The sequence below is a fragment of the Paracoccus mangrovi genome (assembly GCF_042648425.1).
GTDB classification, from domain to species: domain Bacteria; phylum Pseudomonadota; class Alphaproteobacteria; order Rhodobacterales; family Rhodobacteraceae; genus Paracoccus; species Paracoccus mangrovi.
Window position 1 is genome coordinate 310296 of record NZ_JBHRXJ010000002.1, and the last position, 24249, is coordinate 334544.

General features: G+C 63.9%; 22 protein-coding genes. 11 read left to right on the forward strand and 11 right to left on the reverse strand.

Going from position 1 to position 24249, the window contains the following annotated elements; genetic code table 11:
- Positions 1–21: 21 nt before the first annotated feature.
- Together ACFOMH_RS03880 and ACFOMH_RS03885 are read right to left on the reverse strand one after the other, a co-directional pair.
- A complete protein-coding gene (locus ACFOMH_RS03880; protein WP_377742731.1) occupies positions 22–927 on the reverse strand; it encodes a CobW family GTP-binding protein in 906 nt (301 codons plus the stop codon).
- Entirely contained in the window at positions 924–2561 is a 1638-nt protein-coding gene (locus ACFOMH_RS03885) for an amidohydrolase (protein WP_377742732.1), read from the reverse strand. Before ACFOMH_RS03885 ends, ACFOMH_RS03880 begins: the two co-directional genes overlap by 4 nt.
- A 323-nt stretch (positions 2562–2884) precedes the next feature.
- Here ACFOMH_RS03885 and ACFOMH_RS03890 point away from each other — a divergent pair, with 323 nt between their 5' ends.
- Genes ACFOMH_RS03890 through ACFOMH_RS03900 form a run of 3 tightly spaced genes read left to right on the forward strand, consistent with a single transcriptional unit; the run spans position 2885 to position 7046 of the window.
- The gene (locus ACFOMH_RS03890) at positions 2885–3262 is read left to right on the forward strand and encodes a hypothetical protein (RefSeq protein ID WP_377742734.1); all 378 of its coding nucleotides are present in this window, start codon (positions 2885–2887) and stop codon (positions 3260–3262) included.
- A complete protein-coding gene (locus ACFOMH_RS03895) occupies positions 3259–6135 on the forward strand; it encodes a response regulator (RefSeq protein ID WP_377742736.1) in 2877 nt (958 codons plus the stop codon). Before ACFOMH_RS03890 ends, ACFOMH_RS03895 begins: the two co-directional genes overlap by 4 nt.
- Entirely contained in the window at positions 6132–7046 is a 915-nt protein-coding gene (locus tag ACFOMH_RS03900; RefSeq protein WP_374422611.1) for a diguanylate cyclase, read from the forward strand. Before ACFOMH_RS03895 ends, ACFOMH_RS03900 begins: the two co-directional genes overlap by 4 nt.
- Positions 7047–7214: 168 nt before the next feature.
- Here the strand turns inward: ACFOMH_RS03900 and ACFOMH_RS03905 are convergent, their stop codons facing one another.
- On the reverse strand, positions 7215–7481 hold the full coding sequence (locus ACFOMH_RS03905; RefSeq protein WP_377742737.1) for a YjhX family toxin: 267 nt from the start codon (positions 7479–7481) through the stop codon (positions 7215–7217).
- A gap of 277 nt (positions 7482–7758) precedes the next feature.
- Between ACFOMH_RS03905 and ACFOMH_RS03910 the strand changes: the two genes are divergently transcribed.
- The 3 genes from ACFOMH_RS03910 (at position 7759) to ACFOMH_RS03920 (ending at position 11929) form a co-directional block, all read left to right on the forward strand.
- Entirely contained in the window at positions 7759–8583 is an 825-nt protein-coding gene (locus tag ACFOMH_RS03910; RefSeq protein ID WP_377742738.1) for a hypothetical protein, read from the forward strand.
- 69 nt (positions 8584–8652) lie between these two features.
- The gene (locus ACFOMH_RS03915; RefSeq protein ID WP_377742739.1) at positions 8653–9804 is read left to right on the forward strand and encodes an RsmB/NOP family class I SAM-dependent RNA methyltransferase; all 1152 of its coding nucleotides are present in this window, start codon (positions 8653–8655) and stop codon (positions 9802–9804) included.
- Positions 9805–9862: 58 nt separating this feature from the next.
- Positions 9863–11929 carry an ATP-binding protein gene (locus ACFOMH_RS03920; RefSeq protein WP_377742742.1) on the forward strand — a complete coding sequence of 689 codons (2067 nt, stop codon included), beginning with the start codon at positions 9863–9865 and terminating at the stop codon, positions 11927–11929.
- A 143-nt stretch (positions 11930–12072) separates the two neighbouring features.
- On the opposite strand, the gene ACFOMH_RS03925 is transcribed toward ACFOMH_RS03920, so the two are convergent.
- Entirely contained in the window at positions 12073–12657 is a 585-nt protein-coding gene (locus tag ACFOMH_RS03925; protein WP_374422619.1) for a sulfotransferase family 2 domain-containing protein, read from the reverse strand.
- A 235-nt stretch (positions 12658–12892) separates the two neighbouring features.
- On the opposite strand from ACFOMH_RS03925, the gene recA reads away from it, so the two are divergent.
- The 5 genes from recA (at position 12893) to ACFOMH_RS03950 (ending at position 19095) form a co-directional block, all read left to right on the forward strand.
- Complete coding sequence (recA, locus tag ACFOMH_RS03930; RefSeq protein WP_374422620.1) at positions 12893–13960, forward strand: recombinase RecA; 1068 nt, start codon at positions 12893–12895, stop codon at positions 13958–13960.
- A 40-nt stretch (positions 13961–14000) separates the two neighbouring features.
- Positions 14001–15209 carry a hypothetical protein gene (locus ACFOMH_RS03935; RefSeq protein ID WP_377742744.1) on the forward strand — a complete coding sequence of 403 codons (1209 nt, stop codon included), beginning with the start codon at positions 14001–14003 and terminating at the stop codon, positions 15207–15209.
- Positions 15210–15286: 77 nt separating this feature from the next.
- On the forward strand, positions 15287–17944 hold the full coding sequence (alaS, locus tag ACFOMH_RS03940) for an alanine--tRNA ligase (protein ID WP_377742745.1): 2658 nt from the start codon (positions 15287–15289) through the stop codon (positions 17942–17944).
- Positions 17944–18234 carry a DUF1330 domain-containing protein gene (locus tag ACFOMH_RS03945; protein WP_374422626.1) on the forward strand — a complete coding sequence of 97 codons (291 nt, stop codon included), beginning with the start codon at positions 17944–17946 and terminating at the stop codon, positions 18232–18234. The genes alaS and ACFOMH_RS03945 overlap by 1 nt, the downstream gene beginning before the upstream one ends.
- A gap of 66 nt (positions 18235–18300) precedes the next feature.
- On the forward strand, positions 18301–19095 hold the full coding sequence (locus tag ACFOMH_RS03950) for a class II glutamine amidotransferase (protein WP_374422628.1): 795 nt from the start codon (positions 18301–18303) through the stop codon (positions 19093–19095).
- A 103-nt stretch (positions 19096–19198) separates the two neighbouring features.
- Here ACFOMH_RS03950 and ureG read toward each other — a convergent pair whose 3' ends face one another.
- The 7 genes from ureG to ACFOMH_RS03985 all read right to left on the reverse strand — a co-directional run bounded on the left by ureG (position 19199) and on the right by ACFOMH_RS03985 (position 24214).
- Positions 19199–19825 (reverse strand): urease accessory protein UreG, encoded by a 627-nt coding sequence (ureG, locus tag ACFOMH_RS03955; protein ID WP_377742747.1) that lies wholly within the window; start codon positions 19823–19825, stop codon positions 19199–19201.
- Positions 19822–20454 carry an urease accessory protein UreF gene (locus tag ACFOMH_RS03960; protein ID WP_377742749.1) on the reverse strand — a complete coding sequence of 211 codons (633 nt, stop codon included), beginning with the start codon at positions 20452–20454 and terminating at the stop codon, positions 19822–19824. The genes ureG and ACFOMH_RS03960 overlap by 4 nt, the downstream gene beginning before the upstream one ends.
- Positions 20451–20927 carry an urease accessory protein UreE gene (locus ACFOMH_RS03965; RefSeq protein ID WP_377742921.1) on the reverse strand — a complete coding sequence of 159 codons (477 nt, stop codon included), beginning with the start codon at positions 20925–20927 and terminating at the stop codon, positions 20451–20453. The genes ACFOMH_RS03960 and ACFOMH_RS03965 overlap by 4 nt, the downstream gene beginning before the upstream one ends.
- 28 nt (positions 20928–20955) lie before the next feature.
- Complete coding sequence (locus ACFOMH_RS03970) at positions 20956–21174, reverse strand: hypothetical protein (protein WP_374422635.1); 219 nt, start codon at positions 21172–21174, stop codon at positions 20956–20958.
- Positions 21175–21295: 121 nt separating this feature from the next.
- Complete coding sequence (gene ureC / locus ACFOMH_RS03975) at positions 21296–22996, reverse strand: urease subunit alpha (RefSeq protein WP_377742751.1); 1701 nt, start codon at positions 22994–22996, stop codon at positions 21296–21298.
- A gap of 4 nt (positions 22997–23000) precedes the next feature.
- Positions 23001–23399 carry a carboxymuconolactone decarboxylase family protein gene (locus tag ACFOMH_RS03980; protein ID WP_377742753.1) on the reverse strand — a complete coding sequence of 133 codons (399 nt, stop codon included), beginning with the start codon at positions 23397–23399 and terminating at the stop codon, positions 23001–23003.
- Positions 23399–24214: a cyclase family protein gene (locus tag ACFOMH_RS03985; protein ID WP_377742755.1), complete on the reverse strand. Its 816-nt coding sequence runs from the start codon at positions 24212–24214 to the stop codon at positions 23399–23401. Before ACFOMH_RS03985 ends, ACFOMH_RS03980 begins: the two co-directional genes overlap by 1 nt.
- Positions 24215–24249 lie beyond the last annotated feature (35 nt).

A 24249-nucleotide genomic window follows, 5' to 3' on the forward strand; every position in this document is an offset into this window, starting at 1 on the left:
GGGTTCCGTGGTCCTTGCGGTTCAGGCGGCCTCGCCCAAAAGCCGGGTCAAGGCCCCGGCGTCGAACCCCTCGCGCAGGCCGATGCAGACGATGCCCGGATGTGGCGCGTCCGTGACCGGCTCGACCGACCAGCGCTCGCCCACGATCTGGATCAGCACCCAGCCCCCGGTCCGGTCGCGCAAGAACCCCTTGGCGCGCATAAGGCCCAGGTCCGGTTGCGCCAGCCGCCGCGCCAGATCGGCGGCATCGACCGGCCCCTCGGGGCGCAGGACGCAGCTGGCAAACAGCCCCTCGGCATGGCCGGCGATGCGGTGGTGGCCCCGTCGCGGCACCGGCAGCGCGCCCAGCAGGGCCGCCACGGGCGCATCGCCATGGGTGGCGGGGACGATGCGCGCGCCCGGCACCCGTTCATGCAGCCAGCGGCGGGTTTCGGCCAGTCCCGCCTCATCCACCAGATCGACCTTGTTCAGCACGACGATATCGGCGTCGCGCAACTGCCGTTCGACGGTGTCGGCCAGATAGCGGTTGGCGGCGGTCTGGCGGATCCGTGCCGCATCGGCCAGAACCACGATCCCGTCATGGCGCAACCCCTCGGCAAAGATCAGCGCGGCAAGGATCGCGCCCGGGATCGCCACGCCCGAGGATTCGATCAGGATGTGATCGGGCGGCGGCGACATGTCCTGCACCCGCAACAGCGCCGCACCCAGATCGTCGCCGATGGCGCAGCACACGCATCCCCCCGCGATCGAGATCAGGGTGTCGCCCTCGGCCTCGATCAGGTCGTGATCGATGGGCAATTCGCCGAACTCGTTGACCAGCACCGCCAGCCGCAGCCCGGAATGGCGCAAGAGATGGTTCACCAGCGTGGTCTTGCCGGCGCCCAGATAGCCGCCGATGACCGTGACCGGAATGGCGGCCCGGCTCATATCGTGGCCGCGTCAAAGACGCGTCCGCCCTGGACCGTGCCCCAGACCGCAACATCCTTCAACGCGGCGGGATCGACGGCGGTCGGATCGGTGTCAAGCACGGCGAAATCGGCGCGCTTGCCGATCTCGATCGAGCCGATCAGGTGATCCATGCCCAGCGTGAAGGCCGCGCCCAGCGTGATCGCATGCAGCGCCTCGGCGACGGAAATGCGCTCGGCCTCGCCCTGAACCCGCCCCGAGGCGGTCAGGCGGTTGACCGCGCACCATGCGGTGAAAAGCGGCCCAAGAGGCGTGACCGGCGCGTCGGAATGGACCGTCATCGGTACGCCAAGGTCCAGCGCCGTGCGACAGGCATTCATGCGCAGGGCACGGTCGGGGCCGACGGTATAGCGGTAATGTTCATCGCCCCAATAATAGTGATGATTGGCAAACAGGTTCACGCACATGCCCAGTCGCGCCATGCGCCGGAACTGTGCCGGCCGCGCCAGCTGGCAATGCTGAAGCGTAAAGCGGTGATCGCGCCGGGGCTCTTTTTTCAACGCCGCGTCCAGCGTCTCGATGGCAAGCTCGGTCGCCTCGTCGCCATTGGTATGGGTGTGGACCTGAATCCCGGCCTGCAAGGCGCGCTCATAGATTTCGGCCAGCTGTTCGGGGGTGACATACCACATGCCGTTGGGCGCGCCGTTCAGATAGCCCGGCCACAAAAGCCGCGCGGTAAAGCCCTGGATCGAGCCGTCCGAGATGACCTTGATCCGCCCCAGATCGCAGCGCGGGGTCGAACGCGGCTTGTGCCGGGCCACGAACTCGACCAGCTCGCGGGGCGTCATGCCCAGCATGATGCGAAACGGCACGAGGCAAAGCGGAAAATCCTTGTCCCCGGTGGTGCTTAGCATTGTGTCCACTGCCGCATCGTCCAGCGACCGCGCCAGATCGGTCGAGGTCGTCACCCCGGCCCGGACGCAAAGCCGGGCGAATGCGCGCAGGCCGGCATCGCTGCCTTCGATCATGCGGTTGTCGAAGCCGACCTTGGCGCCGGCCGGGCGCATGATTTCGGGGCTGCGCAATTCGCCCATGGGCAGGCCGTCATCGCCCAGCGGGATGCCGGAATGATTGATGCCCGGTTTCATCAGCCCGGCCATGGCAAGCGCCGCGCTGTTCATGTTCATGATGTGACCCGAGGCATGCATGATCACGATGGGACGGTCCGCCGCGGCGCGGTCAAGATCAAGCCGGGTGATCCGCACATTTTCCATATAGATCGGATCCAGCCCCCAGCCGACCACCGTGGCGTCGCCGGGCTGTGCCGCGACGGCCTCGCGCAGGCGATCAAGAACGGCCTCGACGGATTTCAGCCCCGGCCAGACCTTGCCATCGGGATCGGTCTGATCGAACCAGCCCAGATAGGCGCCGTCCCAGACGGAACCGGCGCCGGAATGGGCATGCCCCTCGACAAAGCCGGGCATCAGCACCTTGTTGGCAAAACGTTCGTCCAGCCGGTATTCGCCCCAGCGCGCCAGTTCGTCCAGCGTGCCAACGCCCAGAATATGGCCGTCGCTGACCGCGACATGGCTGGCCGTCGGGCATTGCGGATTCATGGTGATGATCTTGCTGGCTGAATAGATGATCGTCGTCATCGAAGCTGGCCCCGCTGGTCCTGTGGATGGTTTCGGACGGTTCGCATCCCGCCGCCCGTCACAAGGATTGCGGCCTCGCCCATGGCCGTCACAGGTCCAGAGCCCCGGTTTCCGTGGACCCAAGCCCGATTTCCCTATCCCCCCGGTTCAGGAGGCCGGCGGGCGCGCAGCCATGCCGGACCGGGCCGGCAAAAGCCGTGAAAATAGATCAAACCCTAATAAAAACGCGGCCGGATAGAACTGGTTCGCTAACCTTTCATGCGCATATCGTCATTAGAAAGGGGGAAGGCGGCGATCCGCCTTTGCGCGAACACAGGGTATAAATGACGGGCTGGCACGGCAATCCGGTCGATGGCGACGACAATGACGACACGGTTTTCCGGGTCCGGGACATGCTGCCCGCCGGGATCCTTGCGTTGCTGGGATTGATCGGGCTGGTCCTGGCCTCGCTGTCGGCGGGGCCTTCGACGGGACAGTATCTGGTCATCGCCGCCCCCTGGCAGGGGCGCGAACAGGTCGCGGACCTTGTCTGGCGCGCGGGCGGCGGGGTGGCGGGCTTTGGCAACCTGTCCCCGGTCGCGGTCGCGATGAGCGACCAGCCCGGCTTTGCCGGGATGCTGCGCAAGCAGGGCGCCTGGATCGTGCTGCCCGCGCCACGCGCATTGGGTTGTTTCACCCCAAGGGACGGAGGACGGCGATGAAGGTCGAGCTGGACAGGCTGCGGACGGGATACAGCGTCCTTTTGGTATGGCTGCTTTGGGCGCATGTGCCGGTGATGGGGCTGGCTGCGCTTTGGAACAAGGCGATGTCGGTCAGCACGGCCGTGCTGGCGGCCGCCTTTCTGGCGCTGACCTATCAGATCGCCCGCCGGAACGCGCCGATCGCGCCGATGACACGCAATATCGCGACCGTCGCCCTGATCGGCGAGCCGGCGCTGCTGCTTTTGCTGTTCACCGGCCATCCCTGGCAGATGGACGTGCACATGTATTTCTTTGCCGTGCTGGCGCTGAATATCGCATGGTTCGACCGCAGGGCGCTGATCCTGGGCGCGAATCTTACGGCGCTGCATCATCTGGTGCTGCTGTATCTTCTGCCCTCCGCGGTCTTTCCCAGCGAAGGCGATATCGCGCGGGTGCTCTTGCATGCTGTGATCGTCGCCTTTCAGACGGCGGTTCTGCTTTGGGTCGTCGACAAGGTGCAGCGGACCTTTCGCCGCATGGGCCGGCTCAGCAATGAGCTGGTGCGCAAAAGCGACGCGCTTGAGGAGCGCACCCTTGAAGCCGAAACCGCCAGCCGCGCCAAAAGCATCTTTCTGGCCAATATCAGCCATGAAATCCGCACACCGATCAACGCGATCCTCGGGTTTTCGCATCTGTTGCAACGCGCCGCGCTTGAGCCGCGCCAGATGGATCAGGTCGCCAAGATCAATTCGGCCGGGGTTTCGCTTTTGCGGCTGATCAACGACCTGCTGGATTTTTCCAAGATCGAGGCCGGCAAGCTGGAATTCGATCTGCGCGAATTCGATCCCCGCGCGGCCATCGAAAGCCAGTTGCAGATGGTTTCGGAAACCGCCCATGCCAAGGGCCTGTGGCTCGAGGTGCGGGTCGACCGCAATATTCCCGCCGCGCTGATCGGCGACGACATGCGCTTTAATCAGGTGATCCTGAACCTGCTCAGCAACGCGATCAAGTTCACGCCCGAGGGGCGGGTCGTGCTGACCGCCGAAATGGTCGATATCGGCAACGGCATGGCCTGTATCCGCTGCAAGGTCGAGGATACCGGGATCGGCATGACGCCGGAACAACAGGCGCTGCTGTTCAATTCCTTCGCCCAGGCCGATGCCTCGACCACCCGGCGTTTTGGCGGCACCGGGCTGGGTCTGGCCATCTGTCGCCAGATCGTCGAACAGATGGGGGGCTGGATCAAGGCGGAAAGCACGCCCGGACAGGGCAGCACCTTTTCCTTTATGGTGCGGATGAAGATTGCCCAGAATCCGCGCCGGGCCCTGCCGCGCCCGGATGCGGTGCAAAAGCGGCTGCGGGTGCTGATCGTCGACGACAATCCCGCAGCGCGCCAGATCATTCAGGAAATCTTTGCCCGCTGGGACATGCTGGCCGATCTGGCCAGCTCGGGCGAAAAGGTGGTCGAGATGATGCTGGCGGCCACGGCCGAGGGGCGTCCCTATGACCTGCTGATGCTGGATTGGAAGATGCCGGTGGTCGACGGGTTCGAAACCCTGGCCCGGCTGCGCGCCCATCCCGGGATCACGACACAGCCGGTCACGGTGATGATGAGCGCCTATGACATCGACGAATGCATTCAGCATGGCGCCGGCCAGAATATCGGTGCCTTCCTGAGCAAACCTATTGATGCGGGAAAGCTTTGCACCACCCTCAATGAGCTCTTTCCCGTGCGGCTGGCCGAAGGCATCGCGCCGCCGGTTGTCGAAAACGGTGCCGTGCATGTGCCACAGCTTCCGGCCGCGCTGCACGGTCAGCGTGTGCTGTTGGTCGAAGACAATGAAATCAATCGCGAAATCGCCTGCGAATTGCTGGGCGATGCCGGGCTTGTCGTCGATCATGCCGAAAACGGGCGCATCGCCTGTGAACGGATCGCGCTGCATGGCGACAGTTATGCCGCGGTTCTGATGGATGTGCAGATGCCCGAAATGGACGGGGTCGAGGCGACCTGCCAGATCCGTCGGACATGGTCCGCCGAGCGGTTGCCGATCATCGCCATGACCGCGCATGCCTATGAAGAGGACCGGCAGCGCTGTCTTGATGCGGGCATGTGCGATCATGTCGCCAAACCGATTGATCCGGTGGTGTTGTTGCAGGTTCTTGAACGCTGGCTCCATCCGGTGATGCGGCGTGAGGTCCGGCCGGGACCTGCGGGGTCCGTGGCCGGTGTCGCGACCGAATTGTTGCCGCATGATTTGCCGCCCTATGATATCCCTGCCGCGCTGGTGCGGGTGAACGGCAAAGAGGCGGTGCTGCGCCGGCTGATCCTGAGCTTTTGCGAAAACTATGCGGATGTTGCGGAACGGCTTTCGGTGCTCTTGGCGTCGGGCGCCAAGGATGAGGCGGGGCGCCTTGTCCATACGCTCAAGGGCGTTGCCGCATCGCTGGAACTGGCCGAAATCGCGGCTTTGGCTCGCACGCTTGAGGATCGGCTGCAAGCCGGCGCGACCGATGACCGTGCCGGGTTGATTCCGCGTCTTGCCGCCGCCGTCCGGCTGGCCGTGGCCGCCGGGGCGCGTCTGGACCGGCGCGATGTCGTCCCGGTCGAGGTAACGCCCGCACCCGAACCGCCGGTTACGGGGCAGGTCGTCGATTTCGCTTCGGCCGCCACAGCCAATGCGCGCGCGGCGCTGCGCGAACAGATTTGCCGACAAAGCCTGTCTGCGCGGCATGGTTTTGCCAGCTTTGCCGAAACTCTGGGGATGAGCCCTGGCGAACGCGATGCCGATCCGATCAGTGAGGCGATCATGCGGCTCGATTATGATGAGGCATTGGCGCTTCTGGATGCGCGCTATGAGGCGCTCAGCGATTTGCGAAGGGATCAGTCCGCATGAGTGACAAGCCGGTCATCATGGTCGTCGATGACGAGATTGCCAATATCGAGCTGATCGCCGCCGTGCTGGAAGAGGATTATGAGATCATCTTTGCGCGCTCGGGCGAGCAGGCGATCGATATCGCCCGAAAAGCGATGCCCGACCTGATCCTCCTGGACGTGGTCATGCCGGGCCTCGACGGATATGAAACCTGCCGCCGGATCAAGCAGGATCCCGACCTTGCAGATGTGCCGGTGATCTTCACGACCGGGCTTGATGCCGTCGAGGATGAGGTGCGGGGCCTTGCGGCGGGCGCCATCGACTATGTGACAAAACCGGTTCAGCCGGTCGCGCTGCGTCGGCGGGTCAGCAATCACATCGACCTTAAGCAGATGCGCGACCGGCTGGCCAATCTGGCGCTGATCGACCCGCTGACCGGATTGGGCAATCGGCGCATGCTGGAAAACCTGCTTCAGAACGAGGTCGCCCGTTTGATGCCATTGAACGGCTGGTTATCGGTCATTCTGGTGGATATTGATTTCTTCAAACAATACAATGACATGTATGGACACCCTGCCGGGGATCAATGTCTTGTACAGGTGGCCAGCCGACTGAATGCCGCGATGCGGCGCGATGGTGACCGCTGCATGCGCTATGGTGGCGAGGAATTCGCCTGTGTCCTGCCCGGTGCGGATCCGGCCGGCGCCCTGCAAGTTGCCGAACAGATATTGCAAGAGTTTCAGGCGCTTGCCATTCCTCATGCCGGCTCGCGCGTGGCCGATGTCGTAACCATAAGCGGGGGCGTGGTCAGCCGGCGTTGTGGGCCGGGCCTGCCGGTGTCGTTCTGGATCGAGCATGCTGATAAATTGCTATATGAAAGCAAGCGCTTGGGTCGAAACCGCGTCACCTCTCGGACCATTGAGGGGGCATGACGGGACAAGTGGATGCCGCGAGAATACCGTGCCGCCATCCCGTTACCGATCCGGCCGGATTCGGCTTTCCTGCGACATGGCTGTGCGGTGTTAACGGGTCGCCCGGGGCTGGTTCGATACAAAGTCATACAGGCTTGTTGATCCGGCGGAGGCCGCCGGATCCTGCCGTCACCGCAATGTTCGGTTGTCGGCCTGGGACCTGACCGCGCGCCGCCCCGTGACCGAGATTCGGTACGGGCTTGATGCATGCGACTCGATCAGCCGCTTGCGCCGCAGCTTGATGACGATCTGTAGCGTGCAGTCCATCAAAAGCGCGCCGTCATGCGTAAGGCAATCGGCGGCAATGATACGGCCGTTCGGCCCCCGTTTGTGCCGAATTTGGCCACCCTGGGCCAGAACGTGCAGAACACGTTGTTCTTCCTTTGAGATATTCATGTATTGGCCTGATGTTGAACCATGACAACTTGGCCGCAAAAACGCATGGGCGTTTGCAGCTGCTGTTCTCGACCACCGCGAAAAATCCGCTGTGGTCAGGGGTTCGAAACAATCTCAGGCATCGACAATTCCCGCCGGGTTGGGCGCTTGCATCATCAACATACGAAATGTGCATTGGCCGCCGCAAGGGGATCGGCACGGTCGTGGGGCTTTTGCGGCTAACCGAATCTTTACGGCATGCTGTTAGGACGGACCGGTGGATGCGGTCGGGAAAGATATGCGGTTCCGTGGGACGGTTCTGGGGGTTTGGGCACTGCTTGCCCTGCTATGGGCGGTGTGGCCGGCCAAGGCGCTGCCCCCGGCTGAGATCTGCGAATGGGCGGCGCAACAGGCTGCGATGGAAACCGGGGTTCCTGTCGACATTCTCGGGGCTCTGACCTTGACGGAAACCGGGCGCCGGCTGGATGGCGTCGTCCGGCCCTGGGCCTGGAGCGCGAATGCCGAGGGAGAGGGGACCTGGTTCGAGGAACCCGCCAGTGCCATTGCCTTTGCCGAGGATCGCGTGGCACAGGGGCGCACCAATATCGATATCGGCTGCTTCCAGCTGAACTATCGCTGGCATGGCGAAAACTTCTCGTCCGTGGCGCAGATGTTCGATCCGCTGGAAAATGCCCGCTATGCCGCGCGTTTCGTCGCCCAGCTTTATTCCGAACTGGGTGACTGGCGTCAGGCGGCGGGGGCCTTTCATTCGCGGACACAGGTTTATGCGCAACGCTATCTGGCGCGTTTCGATACTTTGCGCGACCTCTATAACCAGCACGGTTTTCAGGGCATGACCGGCTCGCCCGAGACCTATAACAGCTTTGCCGCAATCGATTCCGGACAGCGCAAGCGTGTCCGGGAACGGGTGATGCTGTTGGGCGCCCCACTGGGCAGTCCGGTGACGGGGCGTCCGGGATCGCTCGCTGTGCTGGCCTCGGGGCAATCGCCGATTGTCGCAGCAGCAAGGCCGCTTGTCGCGATGCGCGCCGCCACGCCAATCACGGGGAGGGGCGGCCCCTCGCTTTGGGGCGCCCCAGAGCCGCCCCCGACACAGGATTGACAAATCGGGCAACGCAGCCTTTTTGAAGGAGGATTTTATAATCATTTGTGCCCGGGGGGCGCCGATCAGATGACGCCAGCCGCCCGGATTTCCGCAGCCATCACCATTCTGGACAGCATTCTTGCCGGTACCGCCGCCGAGGCCGCGCTTTTGCGCTGGTCGCGCGCCAGCCGGTTCGCGGGCTCGGGTGATCGGGCGGCGATTCGCGATCTGGTCTTTGACAGCCTGCGCCGGCTCTATTCCCGTGCGAATCTGGGGGGAGGCTTGACCGGTCGGGGGCTTATGCTGGGGATGTGCCGCGACACGGGGCAGGATCCGGCGAGCCTGTTTACCGGTCTGCACCATGCCCCTGCCGCGCTTTCGACCGAAGAATTGGCGGCTGGCGCGATTTCCGCCCCGGTCGGGCGGCGCGATTTGCCGGAATGGATCTGGCCGCAATGGCAGGCATCGCTTGGCGATGCGGCCGAGACGGTGGCGCTGGCCATGCGCGAACGGGCGCCGGTCTGGCTGCGGGTGAATCACTTGCGTGCGGAACCGGCCGAGGCTTTGCAGGCATTGGCCCGGGACGGAATTGATGCACAGCCGCATCCGGCGCTTGGCTCGGCGCTTTGCGTGCAGGCCGGTGCACGTCGTATCGCCACATCGACCGCTTATCGCGACGGGCTTGTCGAATTGCAGGACCTGTCGCCGCAATGGGCCTGCGAGATGCTCCCGGATCGCGGCAGTCTCCTGGACTATTGCGCCGGTGGCGGTGGCAAGGCGCTGGCGCTGGCTGCGCGCGGTCTGGGGCCGATCACCGTGCATGATGCCGATGCAAAGCGGATGGTCGATCTGCCTGCGCGGGCCGCACGGGCGGGCGCGCGGATTGATCTGGTACCCCCGGGCCGGGTGTTGGGTAGCTTCGATCTGGTCGTGGCCGATGTCCCGTGTTCGGGTAGTGGCACCTGGCGGCGTACGCCCGACGCCAAATGGCGGCTGATGCCCGATGATCTCTCTGATGTAACCGCGTTGCAGGCCCGGATCTTGCAGGAAGCGGCGCGGCACGTCGCGCCGGGCGGTATGCTGGCCTATATGACCTGTTCCCTTTTGCGATGCGAAAATCAGGAACAGATCGCGAAGTTTCTGAAGGATTCGCCTGATTTTACGTTGATCGATGAAGAACTTTTCACACCTCTGACAGCCTCGGACGGGTTCTATCTCGGCCAGCTGCGACGCCGTTAACCGGACATTAACCGCCATGCGTTACTCCGACCGTAAAAGGCTGATCGCTGGAGGGCTGATGATCTCGGAACGGGCGGAGATTTTGCGTACGGCGCAACTGCTGGTGCCGCTTCTGGCGCTGCCGATGGTCGTGGGTGCGCTGTGGTTGGCGTTGCGCCCCCACGATATGGAGGGGGGCGCGTTCCTGTTGGCGGCCGGGGCTGCCAGCATGGCTTGGTATCTGTTGGGTGGGGCGATATCGGCGCGCCACGTCATCAAGGGGCTTATTGTCCGGCGCGAACTTGGGCAGGCCATGCCACAGATACTTGCCCATCATGGGCCGGCGCTGGCTGTCGGCCCCGATGGTCTGATTCTGGCTCAGAACGCCGGGACGCTGGAAACGATCGGAGACCTGATCGGCCGCCAGATTCAGGAAATTATGGGCCAGCGTCATGCCGATCCACAACGGCTTTGGCAGGATGTCGGTATCGCCTTGGCGCGCAATGGCCGCTTTGGGGTCGATCTGGGCTGGGCCGGGCATTTTCAGGTGGTGCGAGAGGCGGGCGCCTCCGTGCAGATCTGGCGCATCGACGCGCAAGAGGCGGTCTTGCCCGTAGTGCCGCCGGAAATGCAGCAGCATGCGGACGATTTCGATGATCTGCCGGTTTCGCTGCTTTTGCTGACGCCTTCGGCGATGATCGTGCGGGCCAATCATTCGGCGCGGGAATTGCTGGGTGCCAAGGCGGCTGCGGGGCAGCCGCTATCGCAGTTGCTGGATGGGCTGGGGCGCGAGTTGGGCGATTGGGTTTCGGATGTCAGTGCCGGCCGGACTGTTGGCGGCTCTGAGGTGTTGCATCTGAAATGCGATGGCCCCCAACGCTTTGTCCAGATCAGCCTGTCGCGTGGCAAGGATGAATATGTCACGGCGGTTCTCTCGGACGCCAGTGCCCTCAAAACGCTTGAGGCGCAGTTCGTTCAAAGCCAGAAAATGCAGGCCATCGGCCAGCTTGCCGGCGGGATCGCGCATGATTTTAACAACCTGTTGACGGCGATTACCGGCCATTGCGACCTGTTGATGCTGCGCCATGACAAGGCCGATCCCGACTATGCGGATCTGGATCAGATCAGCCAGAACGCGAATCGTGCGGCGGCGCTGGTGCGACAGCTGCTGGCCTTTTCGCGCAAGCAGACGCTCAAGCCGCAGATCATGGACCTGCGCGACACCTTGTCGGATCTGACCCACCTGCTGAATCGTCTGGTCGGAGAGCGGATCGCCTTGACCTTTGATCATGATCCGGCGCTGCGCATGATCCGTGCTGACCGGCGACAGTTGGAACAGGTAATCATGAACCTGGTGGTCAACGCGCGCGATGCCATGTCGCAGGGTGGCGATATTACCATCGTCACCGACAATGTACGCTTTGAAGCAGGCACGGAATTCGGCCGCGCCATGCTGCCGGCTGGTGATTATGTCCGCGTGCAGGTGCGCGATCAGGGTTGCGGCATCGCACCCGACGATCTGGCGAAGATTTTTGAACCCTTTTTTACGACCAAACGCACGGGTGAGGGGACAGGACTCGGGCTTTCGACCGCATATGGCATCGTCAAACAGACCGGGGGCTATATTTTCAGTGACAGCGTGCCCGGACAAGGAAGCTGCTTTTCGCTCTTCTTTCCGGCGCATGATAAAACTCAGGATGCCGAGGTTGAGGCTGTCACCCCCGAGGTTGCGGTTCGGGCGCGCCGCGATGTGGAGGGCACGGTTCTTTTGGTCGAGGATGAAGCACCCGTTCGCGCCTTTGCCAGCCGCGCCCTGAAGCTACAGGGTTTCAACGTGCTTGAGGCTGCCTGTGGCGAAGAGGCGCTGTCACTTCTGTCCGATCCGGAGCTTTCCGTCGATGTGTTCGTGACGGATGTGGTGATGCCCGGCATGGATGGTCCGACCTGGGTGCGTAATGCCCTGCAAGCCCGGCCAGAGACCCGGGTCATTTTCATGTCCGGCTATGCCGAGGATATCTTTGCCGAGGGGCATGCACCGGTTCCGGGCGCGACTTTCCTCGCCAAGCCTTTCTCACTGTCGGATCTGACGGCGATGGTCAGCAAACAGCTTGAGTTTGAGCATAGCACGGCGGCGGTTGTCGAATGACGGCCTGTTCTGTGGAGGGAGCGGGTCCGGCGTGACGGGGCGGTCGGGCCACGGGTTAGCCGTTTGCGCAGGGCCCAAGACGGATCAGCAGCTTTAGCCGCAGCACGTCCTTGCCCGGCGTCATGCCGCGATGCGTGGCGCCGCTATAACCCGCGATAGAGCGTGAAATCGCCGGCCATGACCTCGCGCAACCGGGTTTCCTGTTCCGGGGTCAAGGTGACGTCCACGGCGGGCGGGACGTTGATCCGGGGCAGGCTGATCGCGCAATCCAGCTGATCTTCTAGGTAATGGGTGAAGGTCTCGATATCCTCATAGCGGAAGATGCGATCGACGCGATCCTGCCCATGGGTCAGAAAGGCCGATTGCGTGCCCACATGTGCGACGTCCTTGCCATCCGGGCGGGCATAGGCGTCGGCGAATTCGGCAAAAGTGATCCCTGTCATCGGATGTTCGGGATCCTCGTCATCGTCGCGCAGGCGAAAGCGATACCAGCTGCGCAGCCAGCCAACCGGCTCGCGCATCAGGGCGACGGTGGTGAAACGGTCCCCGGTCACCGAATGCAGCCATGGCTCGATATGCTGGCGATAGGTGCGCAGATCGGCGTGTTTCAACGCGGCGGGACGTTGGACCGCGACATTGGCAAGCCCCTCGAGCGCGGCCTCGACGGCGGTCGATCCCGCCTTGGGGGTGGCCAGAAACACCAGCCGGCTTTCCCAGAATATCAGCATCTGCAAACCATGAACGACCAACGGACAGATGTGCGGGATAATGATGCATCCGCCGCGTGTAAACCGTTCCTTAACCATTTCGCGGCAGTGTAGCGATCAGGGCATCGGTTGCGGCGTGTTAACCAGTGCTTGCAAAAACGCGGGAACGGGTTCAAATAGGAACAACTCGTGAACAAATCGCGGGTGGGCATAGATTGCCCCGGCGGTCGGGGTGTGAAATAAACATGAGGACGGCATGGCAGGGGCAACACTTTTCGAGATGAGCGACAAGAAATCCGCGGATAAGCAAAAGGCGCTGGACAGCGCGTTGGCACAGATCGAACGGCAGTTCGGCAAGGGTTCGATCATGAAGCTGGGGGGCGAAAACCCCGTGGCCGAGATCGAGGCGACCTCGACCGGTTCGCTGGGCCTGGACATCGCGCTGGGCATCGGTGGTCTGCCCAAGGGCCGCATCATCGAGATTTACGGTCCCGAAAGCTCGGGCAAGACGACGCTGACCCTGCATGTTGTGGCCGAGGAACAGAAAAAGGGCGGCGTTTGCGCCTTTGTCGATGCCGAACACGCGCTGGATCCGCTCTATGCCCGCAAGCTGGGCGTCAATCTGGATGAGCTGCTGATCAGCCAGCCCGATACCGGCGAACAGGCGCTGGAAATCGTCGATACGCTGGTGCGTTCGGGCGCGGTCAGCGTGGTCGTGGTCGACTCGGTCGCGGCGCTGACCCCGAAATCCGAGATCGAGGGCGATATGGGCGACGCGCAGGTCGGCGCCCAGGCCCGCCTCATGAGCCAGGCGATGCGCAAGCTGACCGCCAGCATCGGCCGCAGCAATTGCATGGTCATCTTTATCAACCAGATCCGCATGAAGATCGGCGTGATGTTCGGCAATCCCGAAACCACCTCGGGCGGGAACGCGCTGAAATTCTATGCTTCGGTGCGTCTGGACATCCGCCGCATCGGTTCGATCAAGGATCGCGACGAGGTTGTCGGCAACTCGACCAAGGTCAAGGTGGTCAAGAACAAGGTCGCGCCGCCCTTCCGCCAGGTCGAATTCGACATCATGTATGGCGAGGGGATTTCCAAGACCGGCGAGTTGATCGACCTGGGCGTAAAGGCCGGTGTCGTCGACAAATCGGGTTCCTGGTATTCCTATGGCGACGAGCGCATCGGCCAAGGGCGTGAAAACGCCAAGCAATTCTTGCGCGACAACCCCGAAATCGCCTATTCGATCGAGGACAAGATCCGCGCCAGTCATGGGCTGGATTTCGGCGCCTCGGAAGATGATGATACGCTGACCGAGGACTGAGGCGCGTCCCCATGCCTTGGCCTGTCCAAGGGGGTGTGGGTTGCGCGTATCTGTTGTTCTTTCGCTGATGCTGGCGGCCGGCCTGGCCGCCGCGCCGGCACGGGCCGAATTGCGTCAATTTGGCAATGTCATCTATCCGACCGTGCCGGGCTGGTCCGATCCGGGCGGCGACGGTTATGCCGCGATGCTGTCGGAACTGCCCGATGATCGCTGCGAGTTCTGTCGCATTCTGGTCGGTCCGGGCGGAACCGCCCGGGGCAGCCTGACCGATTGGCTGACCCAGAACCGTTTCGCCTTTATAGATGAGGATGATCGCGAGGGGTTCGACATTCTGACCCCGGCCGAGCCCAGCACCCTGGGCACACGCGAAGCCGCGATGATGGTCATGAGCGACGGCTCGGAAACCCAGTTTCTGATCGCCATCCGCGCCGGTCGGGAATTTGCGCTGACCGGTTTTCGCGCCTATGCCAGCGACCCCGATCTGGTCGAGGACAATCTGAAGGTGATGACCGGCACCTATCTGCCCTGGCTGTCACTGCTGCGCTTTCGGTCCGAGGGCGCGCCGTCGCTTTTGCCGGCGCCGATGCCGGGCGGGATGAACGGCCTGTGGTGGGGATCGCGCATGGATACCACCATGGGGATGGACATGATGATGCGCATGGAAACCAGTTTCAAACGCATTATGTTCTGGCCCGATGGCACCTTCTATGAGGGTACGCCACCGCAGGGCACCGCCACCCCCGACCGCGCCGCGCTGGACAAGGCGCTGTTGACCGATTGGGGCAATTATACCGAAAAAAGCGATGGCATCCTGTTGCTTTTCAATGATGGCCGGTCCGAGGTCTTGAAACGCGATGGTGAGGCGCTGTCGGTCTGGGGTTATGATCTTTATCAGGTGACGCCGCTTGCCGATGGTGTCCGGCTGGACGGCAGCATTTCTTCGGCATTTTATAGCGGTTTCATGCCCAATAGCGGGATGTCCGGGGGTGTCTCATCCTCAAGCCAGACAACCTTTTACCCCGACGGACGCTATAGCGGCAGCAGTTCCGGCGGCGCCTTTGGCAATTTCGACAGCGGCGGCGGCTATGCGCTTGGCCATGGCGACGAGGATGGCGGCACCTATGAAATCCGCGACGGCCTGTTGATCTATAGCCCGCAGGGTGGCGAAGGGCGCCGCGCACAGGCCGTGTTCCGGGCCGAGGATTCGATCGTGATCGGTGACAGCTTTCTTGACGGCACCGCGCGCTGATCCTGACGCTTGTCGCGGCGCGCCTGCGCTGTTATTCCCCGTTTCTGCCCGTCCTTACGCCTAGCCGAGGCCCGATCATGCCCAGTCTGAACGAAATCCGCTCGACCTTCCTTGATTTCTTTGAACGGAACGGTCACCGCAAGGTCGCCTCCAGCCCGCTGGTGCCGCGCAACGATCCCACGCTGATGTTCGCCAATTCCGGCATGGTGCAGTTCAAGAACCTGTTCACCGGGCTTGAGACGCGCGACTACAAGCGTGCGACCACCGCGCAGAAATGCGTGCGCGCGGGCGGCAAGCACAACGATCTAGACAATGTCGGCTATACCGCGCGCCACCACACTTTCTTTGAAATGCTGGGGAATTTCAGCTTTGGCGATTACTTCAAATCGAACGCCATCCCCTTTGCCTGGGAACTTCTGACCAAGGATTTCGGCATCCCCAAGGACAAGCTCCTGGTCACCGTCTATCACACCGATGACGAGGCGGCCGAGCTTTGGAAAAAGGTCGCAGGCTTTTCGGACGACCGCATCATCCGCATTCCGACGGATGACAATTTCTGGCGCATGGGTCCGACCGGCCCCTGTGGCCCCTGCACTGAGATCTTTTACGATCACGGCGACAAGATCTGGGGCGGCCCGCCCGGCAGCGCCGATGAGGATGGCGACCGCTTCATCGAGATCTGGAACCTCGTTTTCATGCAATTCGAGCAGTTCGAGGATGGCAGCATGCGCGATCTGGCCGCGCAATCCATCGACACCGGCATGGGGCTGGAACGGATCGGCGCGCTCTTGCAGGGCAAGCACGACAATTACGACACCGATCTGATGCGCGCGCTGATCGAGGCCTCGGCCCATGCGACCTCGAGCGACCCGGACGGCCCGGGCAAGGTCCATCACCGCGTCATCGCCGACCACCTGCGATCCACCAGCTTCCTGATCGCGGACGGGGTCATGCCCTCGAACGAGGGGCGCGGTTACGTCCTGCGCCGCATCATGCGCCGCGCCATGCGCCACGCGCATATGCTGGGCGCCAAGGATCCGGTGATGTTCCGGCTTGTCCCGGCGCTGGTGCGCCAGATGGGCGAGGCCTATCCCGAACTGGGCCGCGCCCAGCCGCTGATCGAGGAAACCCTGAAACTTGAGGAAACCCGCTTCAAGCAGACGCTGGACCGCGGTCTGCGGCTGCTGGACGACGAGCTTTCCCGCCTGCCCGAAGGCGCGAACCTTCCTGGTGAGGCGGCGTTCAAGCTTTATGACACCTATGGCTTCCCGCTTGACCTGACGCAGGATGCGCTGCGCGAACAGGGCCGCGCGGTCGATACCGCCGGTTTCGACGCCGCCATGGCCGAACAAAAGGCCAAGGCGCGCGCGGCGTGGTCGGGTTCGGGCGAAACCAAGGATGCGGCGATCTGGTTCGATCTGGCCGAACAGCATGGCGCAACCGAATTCCTGGGTTACGACACCGAGGAAAGCGAGGGCGCGATCCTGGCGCTGGTCCAGGACGGCGCCGCCGTCGAACAGGCCGGCGAGGGCCAGCAGGTTCAGATCATCGTCAACCAGACCCCGTTTTACGCCGAATCCGGCGGTCAGGTCGGCGATACCGGTCTGATCAAGACCGAAACCGGCGCCGCGCGCGTGACCGACACCCGCAAGTCGGGTGGCCTGTTCATCCATGTGGCCGAGGTCACGCTGGGCACCATTGCCCGGGGACAGGGCGCGCAGCTGTCTGTCGAGCACGACCGCCGCACCGCGATCCGTGCCAACCACTCGGCCACCCATCTCTTGCACGAGGCGCTGCGCCGCACGCTGGGCGAACATGTCGCGCAGCGCGGCTCGTTGAACGCGCATGACCGGCTGCGTTTCGATTTCAGCCATTCCAAGGCGATGTCGCCCGAGGAACTGGCCCGGGTCGAGGCCGAGGTGAACGAGTTCATCCGCCAGAACACCCCGGTCGAAACCCGGATCATGACCCCCGACGACGCCCGCGCCCTTGGCGCGCAGGCGCTGTTTGGCGAAAAATACGGCGACGAGGTGCGCGTGGTCTCGATGGGTACGCTGGACGGTTCGGGCAAGGGCACGAATGGACAGACCTATTCGCTGGAACTGTGCGGGGGCACCCATGTCGGCCGCACCGGCGATATCGGCATGTTCGCGCTGACCACCGAAACCGCCTCGGCCGCCGGCATCCGGCGGATCGAGGCGCTGACCGGACAGGCGGCGATGGCTGAGCTGCGCCGCGTCGACGGCGAGCTGGGCGAAATCGCCGGCATCCTCAAGGCGCAGTCGGGCGATGTGGTCAACAAGGTCCGCGCGCTGGCCGATGAGCGCAAGGCCCTTGCCGCCGAGGTCGCGGTCCTGAAACGCCAAATCGCCATGGGTGCGGGCGGCAGCGATGACGCGCCCAAGGAAATCAACGGCATCAAGCTGATCGCGCGCCGGGTCGACGGCGTTTCGGGCAAGGATCTGGCCCCGCTGGTCGAGGAAATGAAACAGCGCCTTGGCTCGGGGGCCGTGGTTGTCCTGGCCGAGGCGGATGGCAAGGCCACGGTGGCGGCCGGCGTCACGCCCGATCTGACCGGTCGCGTCACCGCCGTCGAACTGGTCCAGGCCGCGACCGCGGCGCTGGGCGGCAAGGGCGGCGGCGGCCGGCCCGACCGCGCACAGGGCGGCGCGCCCAGCCTGGCTGCGGCCGATGCCGCCATCACCGCCATCGAAACCCTGATCGGGGCCAAGTGATGAGCGCGCTTTGGATCGCCCATGTGACCGTCACCGATGCCGATGCCTATGGCCGCTATGCGGCGCTGGCCGGCCCGGTCATCGCCGCGCATGGCGGGGTCTTTCTGGCCCGCGCCACGCGCTATGTGCAACTCGAGGGCAACGCGCGCGCCCGTAACGTGGTGGCGCGCTTTCCCAGCGTCGAGGATGCGGTCGCCTGTTACAACTCGGCCGGGTATCAGGCGGCGCTTGAACATGCCAAAGGTGCGGCCGAGCGCGATCTTGTGATCGTCGAGGAAAACCCTGTCTGAAAGCAGGGGATGAATTGTTAAGCTTTCCGTGTTAAGTCATGGAAAACGCACCAAACGGGGGCAGGCATGTGTCGCTGGGCAGCCTATATCGGCAGTCCGATCTTTCTTGAGGATGTGATAAGCCTTCCGGGCCATTCGCTGGTGCGTCAAAGCCATGGCGCGACGCGCTGCCACACGCCGGTCAATGCCGATGGTTTCGGTATGGCCTGGTATGGTGAACGGGCCGAGCCGGGACTTTACCGCGACATCATGCCAGCATGGTCGGACTGCAATCTCAAAAGCCTGACCGCGACACTGAAATCGCATCTTTTTCTGGCCCATGTGCGGGCTTCGACCGGCACCGCGACCAGCCGTAACAATTGCCATCCCTTCGCCGTCGGCAAATGGAGCTTTATGCATAACGGCCAGTTCGGCGGTTATGACGGCTATCGCCGCCATGCCGAGGCGCTGATCGCCGACGAATACTATCCCCATCGCAGGGGCGCGACCGATAGCGAGGTGCTGTTCCTGATGGCTTTGGCCGAGGGTCTGGATCAGGATCCCGCCGGGGCCATGGCGCGGGCCACCGCGAAATTCGAAATCCTCGCCCGGCAACGCGGCATCGCCCCCTATGTGCGGCTGACGGCGGCTTTTTCGGACGGGCACAGGCTTTATGCGCTGCGCTATGCCAGCGACGAACAGGCGCCGACGCTCTATCATCGCTGGTCGGATCGGCGCGGCGGTCGCGCCGTGGTCTCAGAGCCCCTTGAACAGGATGAAACCGACTGGCTCGAGGTGCCGCCACAAAGTTTCTGCATCTTCGAAGGGGACAGGGTCAGCCAGCAGCCCTTTCTGCCCGATGCGGCCCGCGCGGCCGCCTGACCAGAACGCCCGCCCGATCGCCCACGGACAAGACGCCCCCTCTTTCTTCTTCACTCAAATATCCAATGTCGAAACGCGGCGCGCGGTCGCGGTCGCGGCCAGTTCAGGCCGGCTCGGATAAGACCAACCCACCTTCGCGGATCAGGAAATCGACAATCTCGGCCACCCCCGTCCCGTGCCGCAACTGCGCCATGACCAAGGGCCGGGTTCCGCGCGCCGCGCGGGCATCCCGTTCCAGAAGCGCGGCATCGACGCCGACATGGGGGGCAAGATCGGTCTTGTTCACCACCAGCAGGTCGGAACGGGTCAAGCCCGGCCCGCGCTTGCGCGGAATGTCCTGCCCGGCGGCGGTGTCGATGACATAGATGCTCAGATCCGCCAGCTCGGGGCTGAAGGTCGCGGCCAGATTGTCGCCCCCGGATTCGATCAGGATCAGGTCCAGATCCGGGTGGGCCGCACGCAGATCGGCCACGGCGGCCAGATTGATGCTGGCATCCTCGCGGATGGCGGTATGGGGGCAACCGCCGGTTTCGACGCCACGGATCCGGTCGCTGGGCAGGACCTGCGCGCGCATCAACGCCTCGGCATCCTCGCGGGTATAGATGTCATTGGTGATCACCGCCATGGACAGGCGCGGGGCCAGCGCCCGGGCCAGCTGTTCGGTCAGGGTGGTCTTGCCGGCGCCGACGGGACCGCCGATGCCGACGCGCAGGGGGCCGTTATGTTTCATGTCCGAAAAATCCTTGTCTCAAGCGTTTCATGCCGCATCGCCGCCAGATCGGCGCCGGCGCAACCGGTCCCAAGCGCCGCGCGATCCGCCTCGGCGGCCCGGGCCGCGCTTTGCGCAATCGCGCCATGCAACCCGGCCAGAAGCGTCTGCCCCCGCACCTGTCCCAGCGGCAGAAAACGCATCGCGGCCGATACCAGATTGGCGGCAAAGGCATGCAGGTAATGGGCGATGACCTCATCCGGCGAAAGCGCAAGGCCGTGCGCCGCCACGCCGACCGCGACCGGCAGCGGCCGGGGCGGCATGTCCCGCCCCGTCAGCGCCGCGACGGTGGCCGCGAAGGCGCGTCCCTGATCCATGGTTTCGATCAGCCTTTCGGCCGAACCCGCCATGGCACGGGCCAGATCGGCCAGCTCATCCGCATCCTCGCCCCGCAGAACCAGCGACAGGATCACCGCATCCGTCCAGCCACCGCCCCGGGCAAGCACATGCGACACCCAATCGGCCACCGCCTCGGGGTCGCGCAGACCGTCCGCCATCGCCTGTTCCAAACCATGTGAATAGGCAAAGCCGCCGGTCGGAAAGCCCGGCGACAGCCATTGGATCAGCGACAGGCGGTCCGTCGCGCTCATCCGTCGAAATGACCGTGATCGTGGCCCATGGTCCGGCCGTGACCATAGGCGCCTCCCTCGGGGGCAAAGGCGGCCATGGTGGGCGTGACGCCCGCGCCAAGACCGCGCAGCATCCCCTCCAGCACATGATCGGCGCGGATCAGCAGGTGGTCGGCGGCGATCTGGCAGGGGGTGTGGCGGTTGCCGATATGCCATGCCAGACGCGGCAATGCCCCGGTGACGCGCAGACAGGGTTCAAGTGCTGCGGCGATGCCGATCACCCGTCCATCCGTCAGCCCCAGCGCATCGCCGGGATCCAGACTGACGGTTTCGGCCAGATCGGCCAGAAAGGCCAGACCGGCGCGCGTGACCAGCCGCTTGCGGCGTAGAAAGCGGCCTTCGTAATCCAGGGTGACGTGATCGGCGGCGGGGGTGGCGCGCAGCACGCGGGTCGCGCGCGGCAGGGCTTCGGCGGCGTTCGGGGGCGCAGACATCATGGCCGCGCCCCCGCCTGCCGGGCGATCAGGCCCAGATCAGATCGCGAAAGACGTAATGCACGATGCGGTCGCGCGTGATGCCCAGTTGCGCCAGTTCGGCGTCGGACTTGGCCTCGAGCGCGGCGATCTGTTGGCTGCGCGTGCGCGATTCCAGATAGGCGTTCATGCCCTGGCCGATCCGCGCGAAGAAAAGATCGAGACGGTCGCGCAGCGTCGGCGAGAGGTCGGTGCTGTGGATTGCCATTGGAAACCCTTTCGGTTTTGGCGAACGGTTTCCTCCCATAGGCGATGAAATAGGTCACTCGGGCTGTCATTTCCATAGATCTTTCTGCAATGCAGCATTGCAAGGGCGGCGTCGCGCCGGGTCAGTAAAGAAAATATCGTTGCGCCAAGGGCAGTTCGCCGGCCGGTTCACAGGCCAGCAATTCACCATTCGCGCGCACCTCATAGGTTTCGGGATCGACCTCGATCAGGGGGGTGGCATCGTTGAGCCGCATGTCGGCCTTGCCGATGCCGCGCGTGCCGCGCACCGCGACCGCCGATTTCAACAGACCCGCGCCCGCCCCGGCATCCAGCCCCGCCTGCGACAGGAACGTCACCCCCGAGGCATGGCGTGCCCGCCCGATCGCCCCCCACATCGCCTGCATATGCGCGGGCTGAACGGGGATCGAGCCGTTGGGATCGCCCATCTGCGCCCAGGAAATCATGCCGCCCACCAGCACCATTTCGGGCTTGGCGCCGAACATGGCGGGATCCCAGATCACCAGATCGGCGCGCTTGCCCGGCTCGATGCTGCCGATTTCATGGCCGATGCCATGGGCGATGGCGGGGTTGATAGTGTATTTCGCGACATAGCGCCGGGCGCGCAGATTGTCGTTGGCGCCGCTTTCATCCGCCAGCCGGCCGCGCTGGACCTTCATCTTGTGGGCGGTCTGCCAGGTGCGGGTGATGACCTCGCCGACCCGGCCCATGGCCTGACTGTCCGAGGAAATCACCGAAAACGCGCCCATGTCATGCAGGATATCCTCGGCGGCGATGGTTTCGCGGCGGATGCGGCTTTCGGCAAAGGCCACATCTTCGGGGACGCGGTTGTCGAGGTGATGGCACACCATCAGCATGTCCAGATGTTCCTCGACCGTGTTGACGGTAAAGGGGCGGGTGGGGTTCGTCGAGCTGGGGATGACATACCCCGCGCCGACCAGCTTGATGATATCGGGGGCATGGCCGCCGCCCGCGCCTTCGGTGTGAAAGGCGTGGATGGTGCGGCCCTTGATCGCGGCTAGCGTATTCTCGACGAAGCCGGATTCGTTCAGCGTGTCGGTATGGATCGTCACCTGCACATCCATGGCGTCGGCGACCGACAGGCAGCAATCGATGGCGGCCGGTGTCGTGCCCCAATCCTCATGCAGTTTCAGGGTGGCGGCTCCGGCGCGGACCTGTTCCTCCAGCGCCTCGGGACGCGAGGCGTTCCCCTTGGCCGAGATCAGCATGTTGACCGGCATCGCATCCATGGCCATCAGCATGCGCCCGATATGCCACGGCCCCGGCGTGCAGGTGGTGGCCAATGTGCCATGCGCGGGCCCAGTGCCGCCGCCCAGCATGGTGGTGATGCCCGAGGCGATGGCGTGTTCGACCTGTTGGGGACAGATGAAATGGATATGCGCATCCATGCCGCCTGCGGTGACGATGCGACCTTCGCTGGCGATGATTTCGGTGCCCGGCCCGATGATCAGGGTGACACCGGGCTGGGTATCCGGGTTGCCGGCCTTGCCGATGCCATGGATGCGGCCATCCCGCAGCCCGATATCGGCCTTGTAGATGCCGGTATGGTCAAGGATCAGGGCGTTGGTGATCACCGTGTCCATGGCGCCGCCCGCGCGGCTGATCTGGCTTTGCCCCATGCCGTCGCGGATGACCTTGCCGCCGCCGAATTTCACCTCTTCGCCATAGGTGGTCAGGTCGCGTTCCACCTCGATGATGATCTCGGTATCGCCCAGCCGGACACGGTCGCCGGTGGTGGGACCGTACATCTGGGCATATTCGGCGCGCGGCAGGGTCAGGGGCATTCGGTCAGTCCTCCAGAAAGCGGGGATCGGTCGGGACTTGCAGGGCGGTGGCAAGCGCATTGGTCTGGCTGGCCATGGCGATCACGGCCAGAAGCTCGGCATGCTGGTCGGGGGTCATGCCCTTGGCCCGCGCCGCCGCCGTATGCGAATGGATGCAATAGCTGCATCCATTCGCGGTCGAGACCGCCAGATAGATCAGTTCCTTGACCAGAGGATCCAGCGCGCCGGGCGCCATGACCGTCGAAAGCCGGTCCCAGGTCGCCCGCAAAAGCGCCGGATCATGGGCCAGCGCGCGCCAGAAATTGTTGACATAATCGGTGCCTCGGGCGGCGCGGATCGCGTCGAACACCGCCCGGGATTCGGCGGGCGCGTCCTGATCCGACAACAGGGAAACGGTGGCCATCAGATCACCGCCATGACGCGAGCCGGGCCGCCGGTGCCGCGCGCATGCTTGGGCGCGCCGACAAAGATCGTGGCCCCCGTGGCCGGCAGCTGCTCGATATTGGCCAGATTTTCGATGCCGTATCGCCCGCCGGGCAGCCAGGAATGATGCACCGCGAAATCGGCCGAATTGCCGGGGTCCAGCGACAAGGTATCGCTGGCGATGGCCGCGACATTCATCCCCGCCAACAGGTCGGTCGCGGATTTGGCGAAGCCCGGAAAGGCGAAATTGCCGTCGGGCGTGTTGCGGAATTCGGGCGTTCCGACCTTGGCGCCCCAGCCCGAATTCATCGCGACACAGGCGCCTGCGGGTATGTCGCCATTGGCGCGGATCCAGGCCTCGATATCGGCGGCGTCAAGCGTGGCATTGGCGTCGTCGCGTGCCTTGGCGGTGATGTCGATGACGCAAAGCGGACAGATCAGCGATTCGGGTTTCAGTTCCGCGACCGAGGCGCCATCGCGCGAGAAATGCAGCGGTGCGTCGATATGGGTGCCGGAATGTTCGAATATCGTCAGCTTCCACAGCTGATAACCGTTCTTGTCGAAATTCACCGCCTCTTCATAGGCGATGCCGGGGGCGCCGTCGAAGGTGGGAAATTTTTCGTCCAGCACATGAGTCAGGTCCAGAACCTTGCCCCGCGCCTGCGCCAGGGCGGGCTGCGCGCCCATCGCAGCCATGGCGACGGCGGCGGCGCCCGAGGCCGCGGCCCCGGCGAATATCTGGCGGCGGCTCAGCATTGAGGATTTGACGCTTTCGATCAGGCAGGCATTGCACATGTTCAGGTCTCTCTTGACGGACCGGGACCGTCCCG

Bases quoted from the DNA above. Each gene is read 5' to 3' on its own strand.
- ACFOMH_RS03915 (WP_377742739.1), top strand. From the start codon at position 8,653: ATGACGCCAGCCGCCCGGATTTCCGCAGCCATCACCATTCTGGACAGC.
- ACFOMH_RS03920 (WP_377742742.1), top strand. From the start codon at position 9,863: ATGATCTCGGAACGGGCGGAGATTTTGCGTACGGCGCAACTGCTGGTG.
- ACFOMH_RS03880 (WP_377742731.1), bottom strand. From the start codon at position 927: ATGAGCCGGGCCGCCATTCCGGTCACGGTCATCGGCGGCTATCTGGGC.
- ACFOMH_RS03950 (WP_374422628.1), top strand. From the start codon at position 18,301: ATGTGTCGCTGGGCAGCCTATATCGGCAGTCCGATCTTTCTTGAGGAT.
- ACFOMH_RS03900 (WP_374422611.1), top strand. From the start codon at position 6,132: ATGAGTGACAAGCCGGTCATCATGGTCGTCGATGACGAGATTGCCAAT.
- ACFOMH_RS03895 (WP_377742736.1), top strand. From the start codon at position 3,259: ATGAAGGTCGAGCTGGACAGGCTGCGGACGGGATACAGCGTCCTTTTG.
- ACFOMH_RS03910 (WP_377742738.1), top strand. From the start codon at position 7,759: ATGCGGTTCCGTGGGACGGTTCTGGGGGTTTGGGCACTGCTTGCCCTG.
- ACFOMH_RS03960 (WP_377742749.1), bottom strand. From the start codon at position 20,454: ATGAGCGCGACGGACCGCCTGTCGCTGATCCAATGGCTGTCGCCGGGC.
- alaS (WP_377742745.1), top strand. From the start codon at position 15,287: ATGCCCAGTCTGAACGAAATCCGCTCGACCTTCCTTGATTTCTTTGAA.
- ACFOMH_RS03985 (WP_377742755.1), bottom strand. From the start codon at position 24,214: ATGTGCAATGCCTGCCTGATCGAAAGCGTCAAATCCTCAATGCTGAGC.
- ACFOMH_RS03980 (WP_377742753.1), bottom strand. From the start codon at position 23,399: ATGGCCACCGTTTCCCTGTTGTCGGATCAGGACGCGCCCGCCGAATCC.
- ACFOMH_RS03965 (WP_377742921.1), bottom strand. From the start codon at position 20,927: ATGTCTGCGCCCCCGAACGCCGCCGAAGCCCTGCCGCGCGCGACCCGC.
- ACFOMH_RS03945 (WP_374422626.1), top strand. From the start codon at position 17,944: ATGAGCGCGCTTTGGATCGCCCATGTGACCGTCACCGATGCCGATGCC.
- ureG (WP_377742747.1), bottom strand. From the start codon at position 19,825: ATGAAACATAACGGCCCCCTGCGCGTCGGCATCGGCGGTCCCGTCGGC.
- ACFOMH_RS03925 (WP_374422619.1), bottom strand. From the start codon at position 12,657: ATGCTGATATTCTGGGAAAGCCGGCTGGTGTTTCTGGCCACCCCCAAG.
- ACFOMH_RS03905 (WP_377742737.1), bottom strand. From the start codon at position 7,481: ATGAATATCTCAAAGGAAGAACAACGTGTTCTGCACGTTCTGGCCCAG.
- ACFOMH_RS03885 (WP_377742732.1), bottom strand. From the start codon at position 2,561: ATGACGACGATCATCTATTCAGCCAGCAAGATCATCACCATGAATCCG.
- ureC (WP_377742751.1), bottom strand. From the start codon at position 22,996: ATGCCCCTGACCCTGCCGCGCGCCGAATATGCCCAGATGTACGGTCCC.
- ACFOMH_RS03890 (WP_377742734.1), top strand. From the start codon at position 2,885: ATGACGGGCTGGCACGGCAATCCGGTCGATGGCGACGACAATGACGAC.
- recA (WP_374422620.1), top strand. From the start codon at position 12,893: ATGGCAGGGGCAACACTTTTCGAGATGAGCGACAAGAAATCCGCGGAT.
- ACFOMH_RS03970 (WP_374422635.1), bottom strand. From the start codon at position 21,174: ATGGCAATCCACAGCACCGACCTCTCGCCGACGCTGCGCGACCGTCTC.